Here is an 18,878-nt window from a genome sequence, read left to right on the forward strand (position 1 = left end):
GGCCCGCCGGAAGTTCCGGCGGGCCAGCGGGTGAAACAGGGTCAGACCTTCGCGACCGGTTCCCGGCGGGTACGCGTGAACGCCAGCCCGCCCAGCACCAGACCGGCCAGGCCGGCGACGAGACCGGCCACACCGAGGCCGACCGCGAGCCCGTTGCCGTCGTCGTCGTCATCGTCGTCGGGCGAGGCCACGGCTGCGCTGGGCGAGGCCGAACCCGCCGGCGCCGCCGCGGCGGCCAGGGTGAGCACCGGAGCGGGGTTCTCCGGCTCCTCGGCACCCGGCGCCGGCTCGTCGATCCACCGCGAGATGTTGCCGTCCGAGTAGGTCTGCAGGACCTTGAAGACCATCGAGTCGACCTGCGGCAGCGGCCCCATCGAGACGGGGAACTCCTGGAACTGACCCGGCTTCACCCCCGCGTCGGCGGAGGCCGTCCAGGTGATCTTGGAGACGGCCTCGGTGAGCTGACTGCCGTGCACCTCGATCGGCGGGTCCACCTTGCGCTTCTCCGTGGCGACCGTCCAGCCGGGCACCGGCATCGTCGACACCGAGCCGACCGGGGCGTTCTCCGGCAGCACGACCTCCAATTTGGTGGTCGACGCGGTGTCGCTCTCGTTGGGCACCCGGAACGCCACCCGGGCGTAGCCACCCTGGGTTGCCTCCTTCGGGTTCACCGTGACGTGCGCGGACGCCGGTCCGGCGAAGCCGAGCACAGCGGTGGCGGCGGCGGTGAACGCCAGGGCGGCAGCGGCGGTTGCGGTACGCCGGAATCGGGTCATGGGTTTCGCGAACCTCTCTAACGGATGGGCACGGTGGCGGTCACCGTGGCCTGGTCGATGTCGGTCGTTCGGGCGGTGATCTTCAGCTGCCAATCGCCGGACGTCGGCATGCTGACGTCGCCGTAAGCGTGACTGTCCGTCAACCGCAGCAACGGCACCTCGATCGGCTCGATCCCGGCCGAGGGCAGCGCGGCTGTCGCCTTCCACTCCGCGACCAGCAGTGGCTGGTTGGCCTTGTCGTACGCGTACAGGTGCACCGTGTTGTTGCCCCGCCCGGCCGGGCTCACCTCGACCTCGACGGACAGGAGCGGGCTGGAGAGCCTGGTGCTGAAGAGGCCGGACTCGGCCCCGGCGGACGGCCCGGCCGCGGCGGTGCGCGCGGGCGTGGTCTGCACGAGCGTGGCGGACACGGCCAGCACCACGACGGTGACGGCCAGCTCCACCAGGACCGCCCGGCGCACCGGTACCGGGCGTTGCGCCGCGACGCGGCTGCGCACCAACTTCCGGGAGTACGCGGCCACGGCGATGACAATCGCGAACAGCCCGATCTTGGCGAGCAGCAGGCGCCCGTACGTGGTGTCGAAGAGCGCCTGCGGGGTGGCCACCTCGATCAGCGCCTGGACGGTGCCGGCCAGCAGCAGCGCCGAGACGGCGAGCGCCGCCCAGCGCGACCAGATCGGCAGGATCGCGCCCAACTCCCGCTCGTCGGCCTGGCGCAGCAGGAAGACGGCGAGCATGAGCAGGCCACCCAGCCAGACCGCCATGCTGCCCAGGTGGACCGCGTCGACCACCACCGAGACCGCCGGTGCTGGGGAGGCCGCCGCGTGCCCGGCCAGCGGCCAGGTCAGCAGGGCGGCGCCACCGAGCACGGCCAGGATGATCGCGTCCGCGCGGCCGGCGGGCCGGGCCAGCAGCGGGCGGAGCAGGAAGATGGACGCTGCCAGCAGGCCGAGTCGGACCAGGTGGGCGGCGCCGAAGGTGCTGCCGAAGACAGTGCCGAACCCCTCGCCGGTGACGTCGAAGAGACCACCACCGGCCGTGTAGGGCACCTGCAACCACAGGTCGGCGAGGGTGGCGAAGGCCACCAGACCGAGGCCGGTCCAGGCCAGCCGGGTCGGCCCCCGGCGGGAGAGCCGGCGCGGCCACAGGGCGGCGAGCACCAGCGCCGGCCCGACCAGCAGCACCAGACCGGCGTAGCCGAGGAAGCGGGCGACCTTCACCGCCGTCTCCACCACCGGGTTGGCGCGGCTGTCAGTGCCGGAGTCGACGGGTGGGGTCGAGGGCGCGCCGACCGAGTAGGTGAACGCGCCGGAAACCGGGTGGCTGTCGGCGGAGATCACCCGGAAACTGACCAGGTAGGTGCCGCGCGAGCCGGCCGGGTCCACCGGGATGGTCACGACAGCGTCACCGAACGACGGTTCGCCTCGGTCGGCCCGGGAACCGTCCGGTGCGATGATCCGGATCTTGCCGGGCACCTTACGGACCGACTCACTGAACGTGAGGACCACCTCGGACGGCCCGCTCGGCACGATGGAGGACGCGGCCGGGCTGCTGCTCTCCAGCACCGCGTGGGCGCTGGCGGAGGTGGCTGGCGCGATCAACAGGGCGACGACGGTGACGAGCAGGCCGGCGGCTGCCGCCAGCCTGGCGGCCCAGCGGCGGGGGGCGACAGTCATGCCGGACATGGTCGCCGATAGGTGTGCCTTTCGGCGACCCGAGGGGGGTGGGGGCGTCGGTGGTCGCACGTCATGAACTGGTAGTCGGCCCGGAACGGAGAAAAGTTCCCGACGTGGCGCAGACCATCCAAGGGTCGAACGACCCTGACGCGCCGCCGGCTGCCGCGTAACCTGGTGAGTCGTGATCCCTGTCCCGCGTGACTCCGGTGTCGTCAGTCCGGCAGAGCCGGCCGACGAGGTCGCCCGGGACCCGGCAACCGAGTGGGCGCTGACCGCCCGCGACGGCGACCCGACCGCCCAGGCGGCGTTCGTCCGGCTGACCCAGGCCGAGGTCTGGCGGTTCGCCGCCGCCCTGGTCGACCCGGACAGCGCCGACGACCTGACCCAGGAAACCTACCTGCGGGCGTTCCGGGCACTTCCCGCCTTCGAGGGTCGCTCCAGCGCCCGCACCTGGCTGCTCGGCATCGCCCGCCGGGCCTGCGCCGACCACCTGCGCACTGTCATCAGGCGTCGGCGGCTCGACGAGCGCCTGGCGGCGAACGCGTACACCGACCGACCGCACCCCGACCCGGCCGGCCAGTTCGGCGCCGCCGACCTCGTCCGTCGCCTCGGCCCCGAGCGGCGCTCCGCGTTCGTGCTCACCCAACTGCTCGGCCTGTCGTACGCCGAGGCCGCCGCCGTCGAAGGGGTGCCGGTGGGCACCATCCGGTCCCGGGTCGCCCGGGCCCGGGACGACCTGGTCGAGGCGGTCGGCGACGCCCTGGCCGGCTGAACGCGGAACTTCCGGCGCGGACGGGACGACAAATGAGCGTGACAGCACCTTCCACCCGGTGGGGCCGATGGCCACTGGTCCGCCCGTGGCTCGGCATCGCGGCCCGACTCGGCCTCGCCGCCGTCTGGCTGGTCGCCGGCGCGTCGAAGGTCAGCGACCTCGCCGCATCCGGGCGGGCGGTCAACGCGTACCAGGTGATGCCGTACGACGTGGCGACAGTGATCGGCGCGGCGCTGCCCTTCGTCGAGCTGGCGTTGGGCGTGCTGCTGCTGCTCGGGCTGGCCACCCGGCTCGTCGCCGGGGTGTCCGCCGCGCTGCTGGTGGTCTTCATCGCGGGCATCGCCTCGGCCTGGGCGCGGGGGCTCGCCATCGACTGCGGCTGCTTCGGCAGCGGCGGGCAACTGGCGGCGGGGCAGGCACCCAGTTACCTCCCGGAGATCCTCCGGGACCTGGGATTCTTGGTCTTGGCCGGATTTCTGCTGATCTGGCCACGTACGCCGGTATCGGTGGACGGGTGGTTGTCCGGCGAACCCGTTGTGGAGGACGAGGATGAGTAGTCGCAAGGGGCAGCGGGACGCCGCCCGGGTGGTCCGCGAGCAGTTGGCCCGCGAGCGGCGCCGCCGCCGCACGATCTGGGTCTCCGCCGCCGCGGTCGTCGTCCTGGTCATCGCCGCCGGCATCGGCTGGGCCGTCTGGTCCAGCCAGCGCTCCGACGACTTCACCACCCCACCCGGCGCCAACGCGGAGGGCACCGGCATCGTCACCGGCGGCGGGCCGGTCACCGTCGACGTCTACGAGGACTTCCTCTGCCCGGCCTGCAAGCAGTTCGAGCAGACCAGCGGGTCCACCCTCGAACAGTTGGTGGCCGACAACAAGGCGAAAGTGGTCTACCACCCGGTCGCGTACCTCAACCGCTTCTCCACCACCCAGTACTCCACCCGCTCCTCGGCCGCCTCCGGCTGCGCGGCAGCGGGCGGCAAGTACCACGAGTACGCCAAGGCGCTCTTCGCCCAGCAGCCGCCGGAGGGCAGCGCCGGGCTCACCGACGACACGCTCATCGACATCGGCACCAGCGTGGGCCTCGACCGGGGCTCCTTCGGCAGCTGCGTGAAGGACGGGACGTACAAGGGTTGGACCGAACACGTCACCGACGACGCCAGCCGGAGCAACGTCACCGGCACGCCGACCGTCAAGGTCAACGGTCAACCGGTCGAGAACCCCACCCCGGACGCTCTCACCGCAGCCGTGGCGGCGGCCGGCAAGTGATCCGTACCCTGCTGGGCCGCGCCGGCCTGATCGCCGCCGCAGCCGGCCTGGCCACAGTGATCAGCGCGGCGCCCGCCGCCGCCCACGGCGCGGACGCACCGGACGGCACCGACTACCGCACCCGGACCACCGGCGTCACACCGGCACGGCCAGGGCTTGAGGTACGCGTCATCGAGGCGGGCGCCCGACTGGAACTGACCAACCGCACCGGCCGCACCATCGAGGTCATCGGCTACTCCGGCGAGCCGTACCTGCGCGTCGGCCCGGACGGGGTCTTCGAGAACAGCCACTCCCCCGCCACGTACCTGAACCGCACCATCGACGGGGACACCGAACTCCCGGCCGAGGCCGACCCGGCCGCCGCACCCTCCTGGCAACGGGTCGACGACGGCACCACAGCACGCTGGCACGACCAACGCGCGCTGTGGCAGGAGTCGGCACCACCGGCCGCGGTACGCGCCGCACCGGACCGCGAGCACCGGGTCCGGGACTGGACCATCCCGCTGCGTGACGGCACCGACACGATGGTGATCGGCGGCACCCTGGACTGGGTGCCGCCGCCGGACTCGTACACCTGGTGGGCCGTGACCATCGTGGGGCTGCTCGCGGTGGGCGCGCTCGGCCTGTTCGCCGCCACCGCCCCGGCCGGCGCCCGCGCGATGTCCGCGCTCGGCGTGCTGCTGATCGTCGGCGGCGCGCTGGCCGTCGGGTACCCGGTGGGACGGGAATTGGACGCGGGGGCCCAGGGCGTGGGCGGAGTGCTCGTCGGGCTGCTCTCCGGGCAGATCTGGCCCCTGGTCACCGGCCTCGGCGCGATCGCCGCCGGCTGGTACGCGCTGAGCCGCCGCCCGGCCGCCGACTTCGTGGTCGCCCTGGCCGGGGCCTGCCTGGCGCTCTTCGCCGGAGCGTCGAACGCCGCCGTGTTCGCCCGCGCCATCGCCCCGGTGCCCTGGTCGCCCGCGGCCGCCCGGGTGATGGTGGCGCTCTTCCTGATCACCGGGGCCGGCGCGACAGCCGCCGGCATCCTGCGCCTGCACGCCACCTCCCGCACCACCGCGACAGCAATCCCAACTCCAGCCCCCTGACCCCCACCCCCCACCCCCGGCCCCGGCCCCGCGCCCCGCTCCCCACTCCCCACTCCCCACTCCCCGCTCCCCGCGCCGATCTTGCACTTTGGGTTGGCCGTATGCGGCTTTCATCCCGAAAGGCGGGGACAGAAAGTGCAAGATCGGCGGGGCGGGGGCGGGGCGGGGGCGGGGTTTTGGGCCTCTGAGGGGGTTTAGGGCTGGGGGGTGAAGCCGTAGGGCAGTTCCAGACGGTGTCTGGCCAGCAGGGGCGCGTTGTTGAGCAGGGTGGTGGTGGGGGCGTCCGCGACGATCCGGCCGTCGTCGAGGATCACCGAACGCTCGCACAGCTCCGCCGCGTACGGCAGGTCGTGCGTGACCATCAGCAGGGTCACCGGCAGGCCGCGCAGGATCTCGGCGAGCTCCCGACGGGCCGCCGGGTCCAGGTTCGACGACGGCTCGTCGAGCACCAGGATCTCCGGGTGCATGGCGAGCACTGTGGCCACCGCCACCCGGCGACGCTGCCCGAACGACAGGTGCTGCGGGGCCCGGCCCCGGTGCTCGCTCATCCCCACCGCGGCGAGCGCCTCGTCCACCCGGGCGGCCAACTCGGCCCCGCGCAGACCCAGGTTCGCCGGCCCGAACGCCACGTCCTCCGCCACCGTGGGCAGGAACAACTGGTCGTCCGGGTCCTGAAAGACGATGCCCACCCGGCGGCGGACCTCGGCCAGGGTGGCCCGATCCGGGGTGACGGTCAACCCGCCGACGCTCACGCTGCCCTCGGTCGGGGTGAGGATGCCGTTGAGGTGCAGCACCAGCGTGGTCTTGCCGGCGCCGTTGGGCCCCAGCAGCGCCACCCGGTCGCCCCGCGGCACGTTCAGGTCGACCCCCTGAAGGGCGACGTGCCCGTCCGGGTACGCGTAACGAACACCCCGAACGTCCAGCGAGACAGCGGTCTGCACGACACCGATCATGACAGCACGACGGCGGTCGCGGCGATGGAGGCCGCCAACACCGGTACGGTCGCCGCGACCAGCCACTGACCGGCGCTGGCCGCACCCTCGCCCTGCCACACGGCGGGCATCCTCCCGGTGTAGCCACGGGACAGCATCGCCAGATAGACCCGCTCGCCGCGCTCGAAGGCGCGCAGGAACAACGCCCCGATCCCGGCCGCGAAGCCACGCAGCTGCCACAGGAACCGTGGGTCGTCTCCACGGGAGATCCGGGCCACCCGCATGCGCCGCGCCTCGCCGACCAGCACGTCGAGGTAGCGCAGCATGAACGAGGCGATCTGGGTGAGCACCTGCGGGCAGTGCAGCCGGTCCAGCCCCACGATCAGGTCGCGGGTGGTGGTGGTCGCGGCGAGCAGCAGCGAGGCGAGCACCCCCAGGGTGCCCTTGGCCATGATGTTCCACGCGCCGTGCAGCCCGTCCTCGGACAGCCGCAGGCCCAGCACCTCGACCCGGTCGCCGCTGCCGAGGAACGGCAGGGCGACCGCGAACAACACGAACGGCAGCTCGATCAACGCGCGGCTGAGCAACCACCATGGGCCCACCCTGGCCAGCGTCGCCACCGCCGCCACCAGCACGGCGTACGCGCCGAAGGCCCAGAACGCCTCCCGTGGGGTGGCCACCACGGCGAGGGTGAAGACCACCATCGCCACGATCTTGACCTCGGGCGGGAGCCGGTGCACCGGCGAGTCCGACTCGCGGTACAGCACGTGCCCGTGACCGGCTCCCATCCGCGTACCCCTGTTCAGCTTGTCGTGGCGGCGCGCGACGTCGCCGCGTCATCCTCGGCGGGCGTGGCGTCCCTGGTGGGCGTGGCCGCGTCAGCGTCGGTCGGCGCGCCGCCCCGGCGGCGCAGCAGCCAGAACCCGCCGGCCCCGACCGCGAAGGTGACCAGCACCCCGAGCACCCCGGACAGGCCGGTGGAGACGAAGCTGTTCCGCACGCCCCGTACGCCGTAGTCGGCGAGCGGGCTGTCGGCCAACTCGTGGTCCTTCGCCTGCTGGGCCGGGCAGCTGCCGCCGACGATGTTGTCGTCGGCGTCGACGGTGCAGCCCTTGAGCAGCGACGAGTCCAACCCGTCCGGGTGGGACGAGGCGTAGTTGCTGACCACGCCGGCGAGCAGCAGGGCGACCAGCAGGCCGCCGGCCAGGAAGGCCCAGGAACGGTTCTTCATCGGACACCTCCGGAGACCGGGACAGCCGGGGTGGTGGGGGTGCGCAGGGAGCGCAGCGCGTACACCAGGTCGGGTCGCACCTTCGCGACGGTGAGCACTGTGGTCGCGGTGATCAGGCCCTCGCCGATGCCGATCAGCAGGTGGGTTCCGGCCATCGTGCCGGCCAGGCCGGCCAGGTTGCCGCCCAGGTCGGTGGTGCCGCCCAGCCAGTACTGCACGACGAAGCCCTGGGACGCGACCACCACGCTGAGCATCGCCGCGACGAACGCGGTCACCGCCAGACCAGCTCGCGTCCGGGGCAGCACCCGCAGCAGCAGCGCGATCAGCGCGTACGCCGCGGCGGTGCCGAGCAGCGCCATGTTGGTGATGTTGAGGCCGAGCATCGCCACGCCGCCGTCGCCGAAGACCAGCGCCTGCACGACCAGCACCACGGAGACGCAGAGCGCGCCGACCCACGGACCGACAAGCATCGCGGCGAGCGCCCCACCGAGCAGGTGGCCACTGACACCGGCCGTGAAGATCGGGAAGTTGAGCATCTGGACGGCGAAGATGAACGCCGCCACCAGGCCGGCCATCGGGGCCAGCCGGTCGTCCAGGTCGCGCCGGCTGCGCAGAACGCAGAAGGTGAGCGCGGCAAGAGCGAGCGCAGCGAAGATCGCTGCCACGGGACCGTCGATGATCCCGTTCGAGATGTGCATCGCCAGTGTCTCCACGCGACCTCCTACGCGTCAGCTGGCCCGACCGGGCCGGCGTGGGACAGCCTATTTCCCAGGAGTAGTTGTTGCCAGAGTCTGGCAACAGGGCATGGCCTTGATCACCTCTACCTGGTCAGGCGCATGAACGGCGGGTTTCCACCAGCCGACCCCCTGATGATCACCCCCGCATCCCAGCCCACAGACGACCGGCGCGCGTCGTAGCGACGGCCCGCGTCGTCGGTGATGGCGCTGGCCGGCACGGCGGTAGGGTCGGGGCCATGACCTCGCCCGACCGACTCTCCCCCGGTGACCCAGCGCCCGAGTTCACCCTCGCCACCGACACCGGCGACCAGCTCTCCCTCGCCGACCTGCGAGGTCGCAAGGTGGTCCTGTACGCCTACCCGGCCGCGATGACTCCCGGCTGCACCAAGCAGGCCTGCGACTTCCGCGACTCACTCGCCTCACTCCAGGCCGCCGGCTACGAGGTCGTCGGCATCTCCCCGGACAAGCCGGAGAAACTGGCGAAGTTCCGCGAGCGCGACGCCATCACCTTCCCGCTGGTGTCCGACCCGGACAAGTCGGTGCTGACCGCCTACGGCGCGTACGGCGAGAAGCAGCTCTACGGCAAGACCGTCACCGGCGTGATCCGCTCGACGTTCGTGATCGACGCCGACGGCAAGGTCGAGCGGGCGCTCTACAACGTCAAGGCCACCGGGCACGTCGCCAAGCTCCGCCGCGACCTCGGCCTGGACTGACCTGTCGTACCGGGGCGCTACGGTCCGTCAGTGGTCCGATACAAGTACACGCCGGAAGCACTGGCCGACGCTGCCGCCGTCGCCCGCAACGTCACCGAGGTGATGCGGTTGCTCGGCGTTCGGGTCAGCGGCGGCTCACACGCGCACATCAGCCGACAGCTCAAACGGTTCGGCATCGACACGTCGCACTTCACGAGGCAGGCACACAACAAGGGGCGACGTGGCGAACGGCGCATCACCTCCTCGCAGCTCCTGGTCGTGCTGCCCGACGGGTCCCGGCGGACGCCAGGCGTGCGGTTGAAGTGGGCGCTGGGCACGATCGGCGTGCTGGAGGAGTGCGAGGGGTGCGGGATAGGGCCGGTGTGGCGGGCCGCGTCGCTCATCCTGCACGTCGACCACATCAACGGGGATTTCCTCGACAACCGGCCACCGAACCTGCGGATTCTCTGCCCGAACTGCCACAGCCAGACCGACACCTACGCCGGCCGCCGGAACCGTTCTTCTGAACTTCCCATCGTCGCGACGCAGACCGATGGAGAGGAACGCGCGTCCAGCTCCGAACGCCGACCGGCCACTCGCCAAGAAATTGTCGACGTGTTCGGCCGGGTCGATGCCCAGCAGGTGACGGCCACGGAGGCGGCACGACAGTTGGGCTGGACCCCGGCGTATCTGCACAAGATTCGGCGAAGACTGGAGCAGGACGGTGTGTTGAGACCACGTCCGAACCGTGGTTGGCGTTCAAGGGCTCATCGTGAGGCGGTAATAGAACAGGCGCTGGAGCACCCTGATATCGGACCGAAGCGGCTGTCCGGCATCCTTCGCGATCTGCCCCGTGGGGGATGCAGAGTTGGTCACGGCACGATCTCGACCATTCTCAAGGAGGCCGGGCTCAACACCGTCGCAGCCAGACGTTCTAGACTCAGCGGGTTGGCGGGAGTGGCGGAACGGCAGACGCGCAGGTCTTAGGAACCTGTATCCGGAAGGATGTGGGGGTTCGAATCCCCTCTCCCGCACAGGCAACACCGATCACGTACCCGCGCACGGTTGTCGGGCACGTCACTGCCGCGGGTCGTGGCCCTGGTCGTTGAGCCAGGATGGCGAGCGTGAGTCTGCGCTTCGTCTTTGATCCTGACCTGACCCCGCAGCTACGCGCCGAGATCGTCGACCTCTGGGTGGACGTCAGCAACGCGGGCGGGGCGGTCGGCTTCGTACCACCGGTCACCGCCGCTGACGTGCACGTCACCGCCGATCCGACCTTCGCCGGCATCGCCGACGGACCGGACCGGCTGTTGGTCGGCTATTCCGGGGACCGGCTGGCGGCGATGCTGATCTTCAGTGACAACCGTTTTCCGCTCACGGCGCACTGGTGCACAGTGAAGCGGGTGATGGTCCACCCGGACACCCAGGGCGCCGGCTTCGGCTCGGCGCTGATGGTGGAGGCCGAGCGACTGGGCAGGGCGTTGGGCCACGAGGCACTGCACGTCACGGTGCGCGACGGGCTGGGGTTGGACAAGTTCTACGGTCGCCTCGGGTACCGGGAGGTCGGCCGGCTTCCGGGTGCGTTGCGGGTGGCCCCCGATGACGACCGGGACGAGATCCTGATGTGGCTCGATCTGACGGTGGCCGGCTGAGCGGTCAGCCCTCGCACCACCGGGCGTTGGCCCGGGCCGAACTGGTGGTCGGGGCGTCGGTGGCCGGGGCGCTCGTCCTCGCCACCTCGACGGAGCGACGGGTCGGCGTCGGCGTGACGGCGGGTCGGCTGCTCGGCGGACGGGTCGACGCGGACGGACGGCGGGTGGCGGCACCGGCACCGGCACCGGGTGCGTACATCCGGATCGTGCTGTTCTGCACCTGGCCCGGTGCCATTCTGATGCCGCCGGCTGTGACCCGGTTGCCGTACACGTCGGTGACCCGGACGGTGAACGGGCCCGGCCCGGCGCCGGAGGCGATCAGCCAGTAGTTGTAGTCCTGCCGGGCGGCCGACTGCCAGGGGTCGCTGTCGCGCTGCCGGACCTCGACGGACCGCAGCGGGTTGCCGTGGTTGCCGACGCGGACGGCGAACCACCACTGCGACGCACCCTCCTTGATCCGGAAGCTGAGTGGTCCGGGCAGCGGCGGGTTGACCACCGCGCGGTAGGTCACCGGGACGAGGCCCTGGACGGGGTCGGCGATCCGGGCGAACGCCTCGCGGGACAGGTCGAGGTGGCCGGGCTCGCACTCCGGGCACTGGTCCATGATGAGCACCCGGACGGTGCCCTTGGGGCCGACGACGTCGAGGAATCCGCCGCAGGCGGCACCGGCGGAGTATTCCGTCGGACCGAGCGCGACGTAGAGCCGGTTGGCGGGGGCGGCCGGGTTCGAGCAGTTGCCGCCGGCGCCCTTGGAGTCGTAGAAGGTGGCCTTGCCGGTGTGCGTGGCGTTGCCGGTGGGTGGCGCGGCGGCCAGCGTCCGGCCGGCGGCGCAGGCCGGGGTGGAGCCGGATCGCAGGGTGAGGGTGAGCCCGAGCGTCGCCGCGAGGACTGTGACGCCGGTGGCTACCAGCCAGGGTTTCGCGCCGGACGACGGCGCGGGCCGGTCCTCTGGAGGATGGTCCAGGTCGATGTTGATGTCGACAGCGCTTCCGTCCGTCACGACGGCGATGCTGCCGGACCCGGTCGGGTACGGACAAGCGGGCTAAGCCAAAGCTAAGACAGCATCGACGGACGGTGACCGTGGGGTGCCGGTTGCTGGTCGGCGACCGGTCAGGGCGCGAGGACCACCGGGGCGTCCACCGCCAGCGGTCCGCTGTCGAGCGGCACCAGGTTCAGTCCGAAGAGGAGTTTCTGCTTGACGTTGCGGTGCCGCCCGAGGGTGCGCAGCGGCTCCCTGGTGCGTACCCCGGTCTCCTGGTCGGTGGTGGTCACCACGCAGCGGTCGCACGGCCCGGCGGCCTGGAACGTCCGGTCGCCGATGCGCAGCCGCCGACCCACCCAGTCGTCCTCGGCCCAGGCCGGCGCACCGCTGACGACCAGGTTGGGTCGGAAGCGGGTCATCGGTACCGGTTCCTCCCCCGCCTCGGCCAGCCAGTCGTTGAGTGCGTCGAGGGAGGTGGCGTTGGCCAGCAGCACCGGGTAGGCGTCGGCGAAGCTGACCTGGTCACCGGTGTCGTGTTCGCGGGTCCCGGCGGCCAGGTGGCGGGTCGGCTGGGCCAGCCAGACCAGTCGGACCGGTCGGCCGAGCAGGGCTCCGAGCCAGTCGTCGGCCGCGTGGCCGGCCGGCAGCGCGGGGACACCGAAGGTGCGGCTGCGGAAGGTACGGACCGCGACCGGTTCGCCGCCGGCCGGCTCGGGCACGTCGAGGTCGGGTTGCCCGTCGGCGCGCAGTGACAGACCCCCGGGGTGCACGGAGGCGCGCAGGCCGACGAGTCGGGTCGTTTCCCGCTGGGTGACGCCGACCCCGTCGGCGTCCACGAGCATCCAACGCCGGTCGCCGGCCAGACCCCACCGGTGCACGAACGCGCCGTCGTGGTCGAGCCGGTGACAGCCCTTGACGGGGTACGTGTGAATCGAGGTCAGCCGCACCCGGCTACCATGCCACGCCGATCCCGTCGCCCGGGTACCAGTGGTTGGCCGGGGTCTCCCGGTAGGCGAGGAACCGTCGGCCGGTGCGTTCGGCGTGCTCAGCGAGCACGTTGGTGCTGGTGACGTTGTCGGTGAGCAGGATCGCGCCGGGTGCGAGCTTGGGTTCCACGGCGTCGAACTCACGCTTCTCGTGGGCTCGGCTGTGATCGCTGTCGTGCAGGAACAGGTCGACCGGGCGGTCCAGCGCGCCGATCGAGGCGATCGAGTCGCCGATCACCAGGTCGACGACCTCCGACCACGGCGCGACACGGGCGAGGTAGCCGGCCTCGGGGTTGATGTCCAGGGAGGTGACGCGGCCCGGGTGCCCCTCCTGCGCGTTGCGCAGCAGGGCGGACGCCAGGACGACGCTGCCGAGTCCCTTGTCGACACCGGTCTCGACGACGTGGGCGGGGCGGGTGGCGCGGACGATGGCGTACCAGCCGATCCGCCGGGCGTAGCGGATCTCCCTGTCGGCGAGGCCGCGCCGGTCGGAGGCGGCGATCGCCGCCAGGAGGTGTTGGCGCAGGCCGTCGTCGGACTCGATCTCGCCGAGGTACGCCCGTACCTGTTTGACCGGGATGTCGCAGACCACGCTGACGAACCAGGCGAGGTGGTTGCGGCTCAACGAGGTGAGGTCGTACGTGTAGTTGTGGTGCTCGCGGGAGGTCAGCAGCCAGCGCGCCGAGCGGCGCAGCATCTTCGCGTCGTGCCGCGCGACCGCGCGAAGCCTCTTGGGAAAGGCGGCGATCGGGGCGAGTGGAGTACGCGCGACGGCCCGTCGGAGCTTGATTCGATCCACGGCTGCCGTTGTAGCAGGGTTCGGGCGGCAGCGGGAGCGTCCTCGCGAAACCCGATGTTCACATTGCTTTCACCCAACCGCAGGGGCAGCAGAATAGGGCCTGAAAAACGTTCCCGGGCCGGCGTTACCGGCAGTCCGTCCGAACGCAGGGTCGGGTTCGCCGCCCCGGTCGGCAGGCATGCGATAGCCGAAAGGACGAGGGTGCACGACAGGCGCACTCAATCAGTAGCATCGCCCACATGTCTGGTGCTCAGCGGTACACCGATGCCGACACCCAGTTCGTCGATCCACACGCAGTCGATCCGCACGAGGATGTCCCGGCCGGGGGCAAGCGGCGACGTCGTGGCCCTCGCTGGCGTCGCGTCCTCGTCATCTGCCTGGTAGTCGCAGCGATCCTGGGCGGCGGCAGCATGATCGGTGGCGCCCTCTATCTTCGCTCGGTCGAGAAGGACATCGACCGGGTGGATGCCTTCGCCGACGTTCCCGAGGAGGGGCGTCCGCAGGCGGTGGCCGGCGGCGCGATGAACATCCTGATCCTGGGCAGCGATTCCCGCGACCCGGAGAGCACTGGCGGCTCGCGCACGGACACCATCATCGTCGCGCACATCCCGAAGGACCGGGCCAGCGCGCAACTCGTCTCGATCCCTCGGGACACCTGGGTGAACGTGCCGAAGGCCAAGAACGGGGGGCACGGCGGCCGCGATGCGAAGATCAACGCAGCGTACGCCTGGGGTGGCGTTCCGCTGATGGTGCAAACAGTCGAATCGTTCACGACGGTGCGAATCGACCACGTCATGATTGTCGACTTCGCTGGCTTCAAGGAAATCATCGACGCCCTGGACGGCGTCGACATCAACGCGGAGAAGTCGTTCACGTCGATCCACCCGCCGTTCCGCAAGTTCGAGCAGGGAATGCAGCGGATGGACGGCGAGACGGCCCTGGACTACTCCCGCCAGCGCAAACAGTTCGCTGACGGCGACTTCGCCCGTATCCGTCACCAGCAGCAGGTCATCAAGGCCATTCTCGACAAGGCCGTGTCCGGTGGCATCGTCACCAATCCCGGGCGGCTCAACTCCTTCGTCAAGGCGACCTCGAGCGCCGTAGCGGTGGACGAGAAGATGTCGCTCGTCAGCATGGCGACAGACCTGCGGAGCCTCCGTGGTCGTAACCTCACCTTCGTCACCAGCCCGACGAAGGGCACCGGTCGAGTGGGCAGCGAGAGCGTCGTCTTCGCGAACACCGAGAAGGCAAAGACCTTCTATGATGCCGTGCGCCGGGACTCCGTCGACGAGATTCTCGCCAGCGCCAAGTAACCCCTGGGCCGGTGGCCGTTGCCGTCCGCCGCCTTGTCTCGAATTACGGACCGGCCAGGTCAGCCGGCCCTCACGGGGAGGTCCACAATGTCCAATCAGCCCGCTATGTGGCATCGACCGGTGCCGGCCGAGGACCGGGCCGGGAACGCCACCGACGCCCAGGGCGACGGTGAGGGGGACGACGAGGGGAGCCGCGGCGGGAGTCGCCCTCCCGCCTACCAGTTCCCCGGTTACCAGCCTGCCGGCTACCAACCTCCCGGTTACCAGCCTGCCGGCCACCAGACTTCCGGCCACCAGACCCCGGCCTTCCCGGCGCCCGCCGACCGGCGCTCGACCTCGCCGGCCCCGGCACCCGCAGCCGCCCCCGCCCCCGCCCCCGAAGAGCACGAGCCTCGCGCCGGCCTGGACACGACCGCCGTCCTGCCGTACGCCGGCTCGCGCGCCTCGACCCGGACCCGGTGGCTGCGGGCCTGGATGATGACCGCGCCGGTCGACGTCCTGGCACTGCTGACGCCGCTGCTCGTCACTCAGCAGTACTGGCGCGGCACCCTGGCCATGACGGTCCTGACCGTGATCGTCTTTGCCAGCGGCGGCCTCTACCGGGCACGACGGCACGTGAGCTTCCTCGACGAGGTGCCGAGCCTCTGCGGGCGTCTGCTGGCCGCGGCGTCCGCGGTCGCCATCGTCGCGGCGATGCGTCACGAATCCGCCGAGTACGTCTTCGGCTTCACCCGCGGTGTCGCCGCGTCGGCGGGGCTGGTCATCCTCGGGCGGGCCTTCACCCGAGAATTCGCCATCGTCGCCCGCAAGCGCCGGTGGGTCGAGCACAACACCATCATCGTCGGCAGTGGCCCCACCGCCGTGGAACTCGCCCGGCTCCTGCGCCGCTACCCCCAGTACGGCCTCCGCTTCGTGGGTTGTGTCGACACCCCGGACGGCCCGTCGGCGCTGCCGCTGATCGGATCCCTCGACGACCTCGACAGCCTCGTACGTCTGCGCGAGTGCGACGTGGTGATCGTCGCGGACGCGAACTGCTCCGAGACCTCACTCATGGAGATCCTGGCCCGGCCACGGACGGCGGAGTGCGACCTGTGGGCGGCCACCCCCCTCTGGGGGTCCCGTTCGCACGGCGACCACATCGGCGCGGTCCCGGTCGTCAGCATCGGCGACATCACCCTCTCCGGCCCGCAGTCCGCGCTCAAGCGCGCGTCGGACATCGCGTTCGCCTCGGTGGCGCTGCTCCTGCTGAGCCCGGTGCTCCTCATCTGCGCTGTCGCCACGCTCATCGACGGCGGCCCCGGCATCTTCTTCTACCAGGAGCGCATCGGTCGGCACGGCCGACCTTTCAACATCATCAAGTTCCGGTCCATGCGCCCCGTCGACGAGCACGAGTCGCAGACCAACTGGTCCATCGCCAACGACCGGCGGGTGGGGCCGATCGGCCGGATCATGCGCAGGACCTCCCTCGACGAGCTGCCGCAGCTCTGGAACATCCTCCGTGGCGACATGAGCGTTGTCGGCCCCCGACCCGAGCGCCCCTACTTCGTCGAGAAGTTCTCGGCCGAATACCCCCAGTACGCGATGCGCCACCGCGTTCCGGTCGGGCTCACCGGTCTGGCGCAGGTCAGCGGGTTGCGCGGCGACACCCCGATCTCCGACCGGGCCCGCTTCGACAACTTCTACATCGAGAACTGGTCCCTCTGGCTCGACGTCAAGGTGGTGCTCCGTACGGTGACCGAGGTGTTCCGCGCCGGCGGCCGCTGATCCGCCCACGCACCGGCACACCGCCGGGTACGGCCAACGGCCGTGCCCGGCGGCCGTGTGCAGGTCGTACCCCCAACGCCTGGAGAACGCAATGCCGAACGTATCCGTCGTGATCCCCACCACCGGCCGCCCCAGCATCGCCGACGCGGTGCTCTCCGCCCGATCCCAGCAGGGCACATCCGTCCACATCGTGGTCGTCTGTGACACCCCGGAGGTGCCGCAGACGGTGCGGAACCTGGGGCAGCACATCGACCGGGTGGTCTGCACCGGCGGCGGCCGGCGCGGGTCGTACGCCCGCAACCTCGGAGTCACCCACGCCATCCCGGGCAGCCACGTCGCGTTCCTCGACGACGACGACACCTGGCTGCCGACCAAGCTGGCGGCACAGGTCCCCGCGCTCGAGCGGGTCGCGGCGGCCGGGTTCCGCCCCGTCGTGTCGTCCCGGATCCTGCAACGCAAGGACGGCGCGGAGCCGCTGCCGGCACCGGCACCCGCCGAGGTGATCCCCGACGGCATGCTGCCGGAGGACTACCTGTTCCGCCGCCGTCACCTCGGCATCGGCCGGCAGTCGCTGCCCACGTCGACGCTCCTGACGACGTACGAGTTGGCGACCGAGTGCCGCTGGGACGAGACGCTCCCCCGACACCAGGACTGGGACTGGCTGGTCCGGGTCGCCCGGCTTCCCCGGGTGAAGATCGTCCAGGTGGAGGAGGCGACGGCCGTCTACACGGTGGGCAGCCCCGGGTCGATCTCGGCCGGGGCCGACTGGCGTACCTCGTGGCACTGGGCCCAGCGCTGGGAGGGAGTGTGGGCACCGGGGACCTTCTCGGACTTCATCGCGGCCCAGACCCTCCGCTACGCTCTCCAGGCCCGGGACCGGGAGGGCGTGCGGGAGATGGTGCGGGCGATCCGCCGCAACTCACCTCCGTCCGCCCGGAACGCGGTGCTGGCGGCGCTCGGGCTCGTACCTCGGTCGACCCTGGAACGGGTCGCCATGCGCAAGTCGAAGGCCCCCAGCAGCCCCACTCGACCGCTTGAGACCGAACGGCCACACTGATGCGTCTGCACTTCGTACTGCCGCAGCTCGAACCGCTCTACGGCATGGAGCTGGCGGCGGCGCTGCTGATCCGCGGCCTCCAGGCCCAGGGGGTCGAGGTCTCGGCAACCGTCGTGTCCCGGGGGGTCCCCGCCGAACTGGCCGACCTGGAAGTCGACACCCTGGGCCTCGGTTCCCGGATCACCCGGTTGATGGAGTCTGTTCCGCCGCTGCGCCGGCGCCTGCAGAACCTGGCACCGGACGTCCAGATCGTGGCCAGCGGGCTGTGGGGCAGCGTGCCGGTTGGTGCCGCCCTCGCCGGTTCCGGCCGCAGCTACGTCGCCTGGGAGCACTCCCTGCTGCCGGAACGTCTGCGGATCGACCGCCGGGTGCGCACGCTGGCCCGGTTCTCGCGGCTCAAGGGACTGCGGCCACGGCTCGTCGTCGCCGTCTCCAACGGTGTCGCCCGCACGGTTGCGCAGCTGGCGCCGGGGCAGCCGGTGGTCACCATCACCAACCCGATGCCACCTCGGCCCTTCGTGGCACCGCGCGAGGTGGTGGACCACCGACGGATCAACCTCCTCACCACTGCCGCCTTCCGCCCGTACAAGAACCACTCCTGCGCCATCGCCGCGCTGGCCCTGCTGCCGGAGGCGTACCACCTCACGCTCGCCGGCGACGGCGAGGAACGGGATCTGCTGCACGCGAAGGCCCAGGAACTGGGTGTGCAACACCGGACCACGTTCCTCGGACGGGTGCCGGGCGTCGCCCAGCTACTCGCCGAAGCGGACCTCCTGGTCCACCCGTCCCGCGCCGAGACCTTCGGGTTCAGCCTGGTCGAGGCCGCCGAGGCGGGCCTGCCGGTGGCGGCCCTCCCGGTGCCCGCGCTGGACGAGATGATCCCGACCTTCGTGCCTGGAGCCTTGGCGGCGGACACGTCGCCGGCCGCCCTCGCGGACGCGGTGCTCCGGCTGACCGGTGCCCAGCGGCCGACACTGGCCGACTTCGAGAAGTCCTGGCACGCCCGGTGCGCGGCACTGGATCCCGCCGAGGTCGGCCGCCAGTGGGTGGAGGCGTTGAACAGGTGAGTACGCCCTCCGGTGCGGTCGGCTCCGGCGACCCCACCGCCCCCCGGCCACCGGCGCATCCGGGGCCCCCCCGCCGGCGCGGCACCGGCAG

20 protein-coding genes and 1 tRNA gene are annotated in these 18,878 nt (G+C 71.4%); 12 read left to right on the plus strand and 9 right to left on the minus strand.

What is annotated here, in order from left to right:
• Nucleotides 1-41 precede the first annotated feature (41 nt).
• Together AB0B48_RS13920 and AB0B48_RS13925 are read right to left on the minus strand one after the other, a co-directional pair.
• The gene (locus tag AB0B48_RS13920) at nucleotides 42-776 is read right to left on the minus strand and encodes a YcnI family protein (protein WP_355005409.1); all 735 of its coding nucleotides are present in this window, start codon (nucleotides 774-776) and stop codon (nucleotides 42-44) included.
• A 17-nt stretch (nucleotides 777-793) separates the two neighbouring features.
• Nucleotides 794-2,461, minus strand: a complete 1,668-nt coding sequence (locus tag AB0B48_RS13925; RefSeq protein WP_357200587.1) for a copper resistance protein CopC — start codon at nucleotides 2,459-2,461, stop codon at nucleotides 794-796.
• Nucleotides 2,462-2,633: 172 nt separating this feature from the next.
• Here AB0B48_RS13925 and AB0B48_RS13930 point away from each other — a divergent pair, with 172 nt between their 5' ends.
• From AB0B48_RS13930 to AB0B48_RS13945, 4 genes are read left to right on the plus strand one after another with little or no spacing between them, the layout of a single operon-like run.
• On the plus strand, nucleotides 2,634-3,224 hold the full coding sequence (locus tag AB0B48_RS13930) for a sigma-70 family RNA polymerase sigma factor (RefSeq protein ID WP_357200590.1): 591 nt from the start codon (nucleotides 2,634-2,636) through the stop codon (nucleotides 3,222-3,224).
• A 32-nt stretch (nucleotides 3,225-3,256) separates the two neighbouring features.
• The gene (locus tag AB0B48_RS13935) at nucleotides 3,257-3,781 is read left to right on the plus strand and encodes a MauE/DoxX family redox-associated membrane protein (RefSeq protein ID WP_357200593.1); all 525 of its coding nucleotides are present in this window, start codon (nucleotides 3,257-3,259) and stop codon (nucleotides 3,779-3,781) included.
• The gene (locus AB0B48_RS13940; RefSeq protein ID WP_355005413.1) at nucleotides 3,774-4,490 is read left to right on the plus strand and encodes a thioredoxin domain-containing protein; all 717 of its coding nucleotides are present in this window, start codon (nucleotides 3,774-3,776) and stop codon (nucleotides 4,488-4,490) included. Before AB0B48_RS13935 ends, AB0B48_RS13940 begins: the two co-directional genes overlap by 8 nt.
• Complete coding sequence (locus tag AB0B48_RS13945) at nucleotides 4,487-5,575, plus strand: hypothetical protein (RefSeq protein ID WP_357200596.1); 1,089 nt, start codon at nucleotides 4,487-4,489, stop codon at nucleotides 5,573-5,575. Before AB0B48_RS13940 ends, AB0B48_RS13945 begins: the two co-directional genes overlap by 4 nt.
• Nucleotides 5,576-5,769: 194 nt before the next feature.
• Here the strand turns inward: AB0B48_RS13945 and AB0B48_RS13950 are convergent, their stop codons facing one another.
• Genes AB0B48_RS13950 through AB0B48_RS13965 form a run of 4 tightly spaced genes read right to left on the minus strand, consistent with a single transcriptional unit; the run spans nucleotide 5,770 to nucleotide 8,451 of the window.
• Entirely contained in the window at nucleotides 5,770-6,528 is a 759-nt protein-coding gene (locus AB0B48_RS13950; protein WP_355005415.1) for an ABC transporter ATP-binding protein, read from the minus strand.
• On the minus strand, nucleotides 6,525-7,295 hold the full coding sequence (gene cbiQ / locus AB0B48_RS13955; RefSeq protein ID WP_357200599.1) for a cobalt ECF transporter T component CbiQ: 771 nt from the start codon (nucleotides 7,293-7,295) through the stop codon (nucleotides 6,525-6,527). Before cbiQ ends, AB0B48_RS13950 begins: the two co-directional genes overlap by 4 nt.
• Nucleotides 7,296-7,309: 14 nt before the next feature.
• The gene (locus AB0B48_RS13960; protein WP_357200602.1) at nucleotides 7,310-7,738 is read right to left on the minus strand and encodes a PDGLE domain-containing protein; all 429 of its coding nucleotides are present in this window, start codon (nucleotides 7,736-7,738) and stop codon (nucleotides 7,310-7,312) included.
• Nucleotides 7,735-8,451 carry an energy-coupling factor ABC transporter permease gene (locus AB0B48_RS13965; RefSeq protein ID WP_357200605.1) on the minus strand — a complete coding sequence of 239 codons (717 nt, stop codon included), beginning with the start codon at nucleotides 8,449-8,451 and terminating at the stop codon, nucleotides 7,735-7,737. The genes AB0B48_RS13960 and AB0B48_RS13965 overlap by 4 nt, the downstream gene beginning before the upstream one ends.
• A 260-nt stretch (nucleotides 8,452-8,711) precedes the next feature.
• Between AB0B48_RS13965 and bcp the strand changes: the two genes are divergently transcribed.
• From bcp to AB0B48_RS13985, 4 genes are all read left to right on the plus strand, one after another.
• Nucleotides 8,712-9,188: a thioredoxin-dependent thiol peroxidase gene (bcp, locus tag AB0B48_RS13970; protein WP_091393498.1), complete on the plus strand. Its 477-nt coding sequence runs from the start codon at nucleotides 8,712-8,714 to the stop codon at nucleotides 9,186-9,188.
• 30 nt (nucleotides 9,189-9,218) lie between these two features.
• Complete coding sequence (locus AB0B48_RS13975; protein WP_357200608.1) at nucleotides 9,219-10,154, plus strand: hypothetical protein; 936 nt, start codon at nucleotides 9,219-9,221, stop codon at nucleotides 10,152-10,154.
• Nucleotides 10,119-10,201, plus strand: a tRNA-Leu gene (locus tag AB0B48_RS13980). Before AB0B48_RS13975 ends, AB0B48_RS13980 begins: the two co-directional genes overlap by 36 nt.
• A gap of 90 nt (nucleotides 10,202-10,291) precedes the next feature.
• Entirely contained in the window at nucleotides 10,292-10,819 is a 528-nt protein-coding gene (locus tag AB0B48_RS13985; RefSeq protein WP_357200611.1) for a GNAT family N-acetyltransferase, read from the plus strand.
• Nucleotides 10,820-10,823: 4 nt separating this feature from the next.
• Here the strand turns inward: AB0B48_RS13985 and AB0B48_RS13990 are convergent, their stop codons facing one another.
• The 3 genes from AB0B48_RS13990 to AB0B48_RS14000 form a co-directional block, all read right to left on the minus strand.
• Nucleotides 10,824-11,819, minus strand: a complete 996-nt coding sequence (locus tag AB0B48_RS13990; protein ID WP_357200614.1) for an expansin EXLX1 family cellulose-binding protein — start codon at nucleotides 11,817-11,819, stop codon at nucleotides 10,824-10,826.
• A gap of 110 nt (nucleotides 11,820-11,929) precedes the next feature.
• The gene (locus AB0B48_RS13995) at nucleotides 11,930-12,748 is read right to left on the minus strand and encodes an MOSC N-terminal beta barrel domain-containing protein (RefSeq protein ID WP_357200617.1); all 819 of its coding nucleotides are present in this window, start codon (nucleotides 12,746-12,748) and stop codon (nucleotides 11,930-11,932) included.
• A gap of 4 nt (nucleotides 12,749-12,752) precedes the next feature.
• Nucleotides 12,753-13,586: a class I SAM-dependent methyltransferase gene (locus AB0B48_RS14000; RefSeq protein ID WP_357200620.1), complete on the minus strand. Its 834-nt coding sequence runs from the start codon at nucleotides 13,584-13,586 to the stop codon at nucleotides 12,753-12,755.
• A gap of 239 nt (nucleotides 13,587-13,825) precedes the next feature.
• Here AB0B48_RS14000 and AB0B48_RS14005 point away from each other — a divergent pair, with 239 nt between their 5' ends.
• The 4 genes from AB0B48_RS14005 (at nucleotide 13,826) to AB0B48_RS14020 (ending at nucleotide 18,787) form a co-directional block, all read left to right on the plus strand.
• Complete coding sequence (locus tag AB0B48_RS14005) at nucleotides 13,826-14,899, plus strand: LCP family protein (protein WP_357200623.1); 1,074 nt, start codon at nucleotides 13,826-13,828, stop codon at nucleotides 14,897-14,899.
• 87 nt (nucleotides 14,900-14,986) lie between these two features.
• The gene (locus AB0B48_RS14010; protein ID WP_357200626.1) at nucleotides 14,987-16,663 is read left to right on the plus strand and encodes a sugar transferase; all 1,677 of its coding nucleotides are present in this window, start codon (nucleotides 14,987-14,989) and stop codon (nucleotides 16,661-16,663) included.
• Between the two features lie 91 nt (nucleotides 16,664-16,754).
• Nucleotides 16,755-17,720 (plus strand): glycosyltransferase family A protein, encoded by a 966-nt coding sequence (locus tag AB0B48_RS14015; RefSeq protein ID WP_357200629.1) that lies wholly within the window; start codon nucleotides 16,755-16,757, stop codon nucleotides 17,718-17,720.
• Nucleotides 17,720-18,787 (plus strand): glycosyltransferase, encoded by a 1,068-nt coding sequence (locus tag AB0B48_RS14020; protein WP_357200632.1) that lies wholly within the window; start codon nucleotides 17,720-17,722, stop codon nucleotides 18,785-18,787. Before AB0B48_RS14015 ends, AB0B48_RS14020 begins: the two co-directional genes overlap by 1 nt.
• The last annotated feature ends 91 nt before the right edge of the window (nucleotides 18,788-18,878 follow it).

Source organism: Micromonospora sp. NPDC049089 (assembly GCF_040648775.1).
GTDB lineage: Bacteria > Actinomycetota > Actinomycetes > Mycobacteriales > Micromonosporaceae > Micromonospora.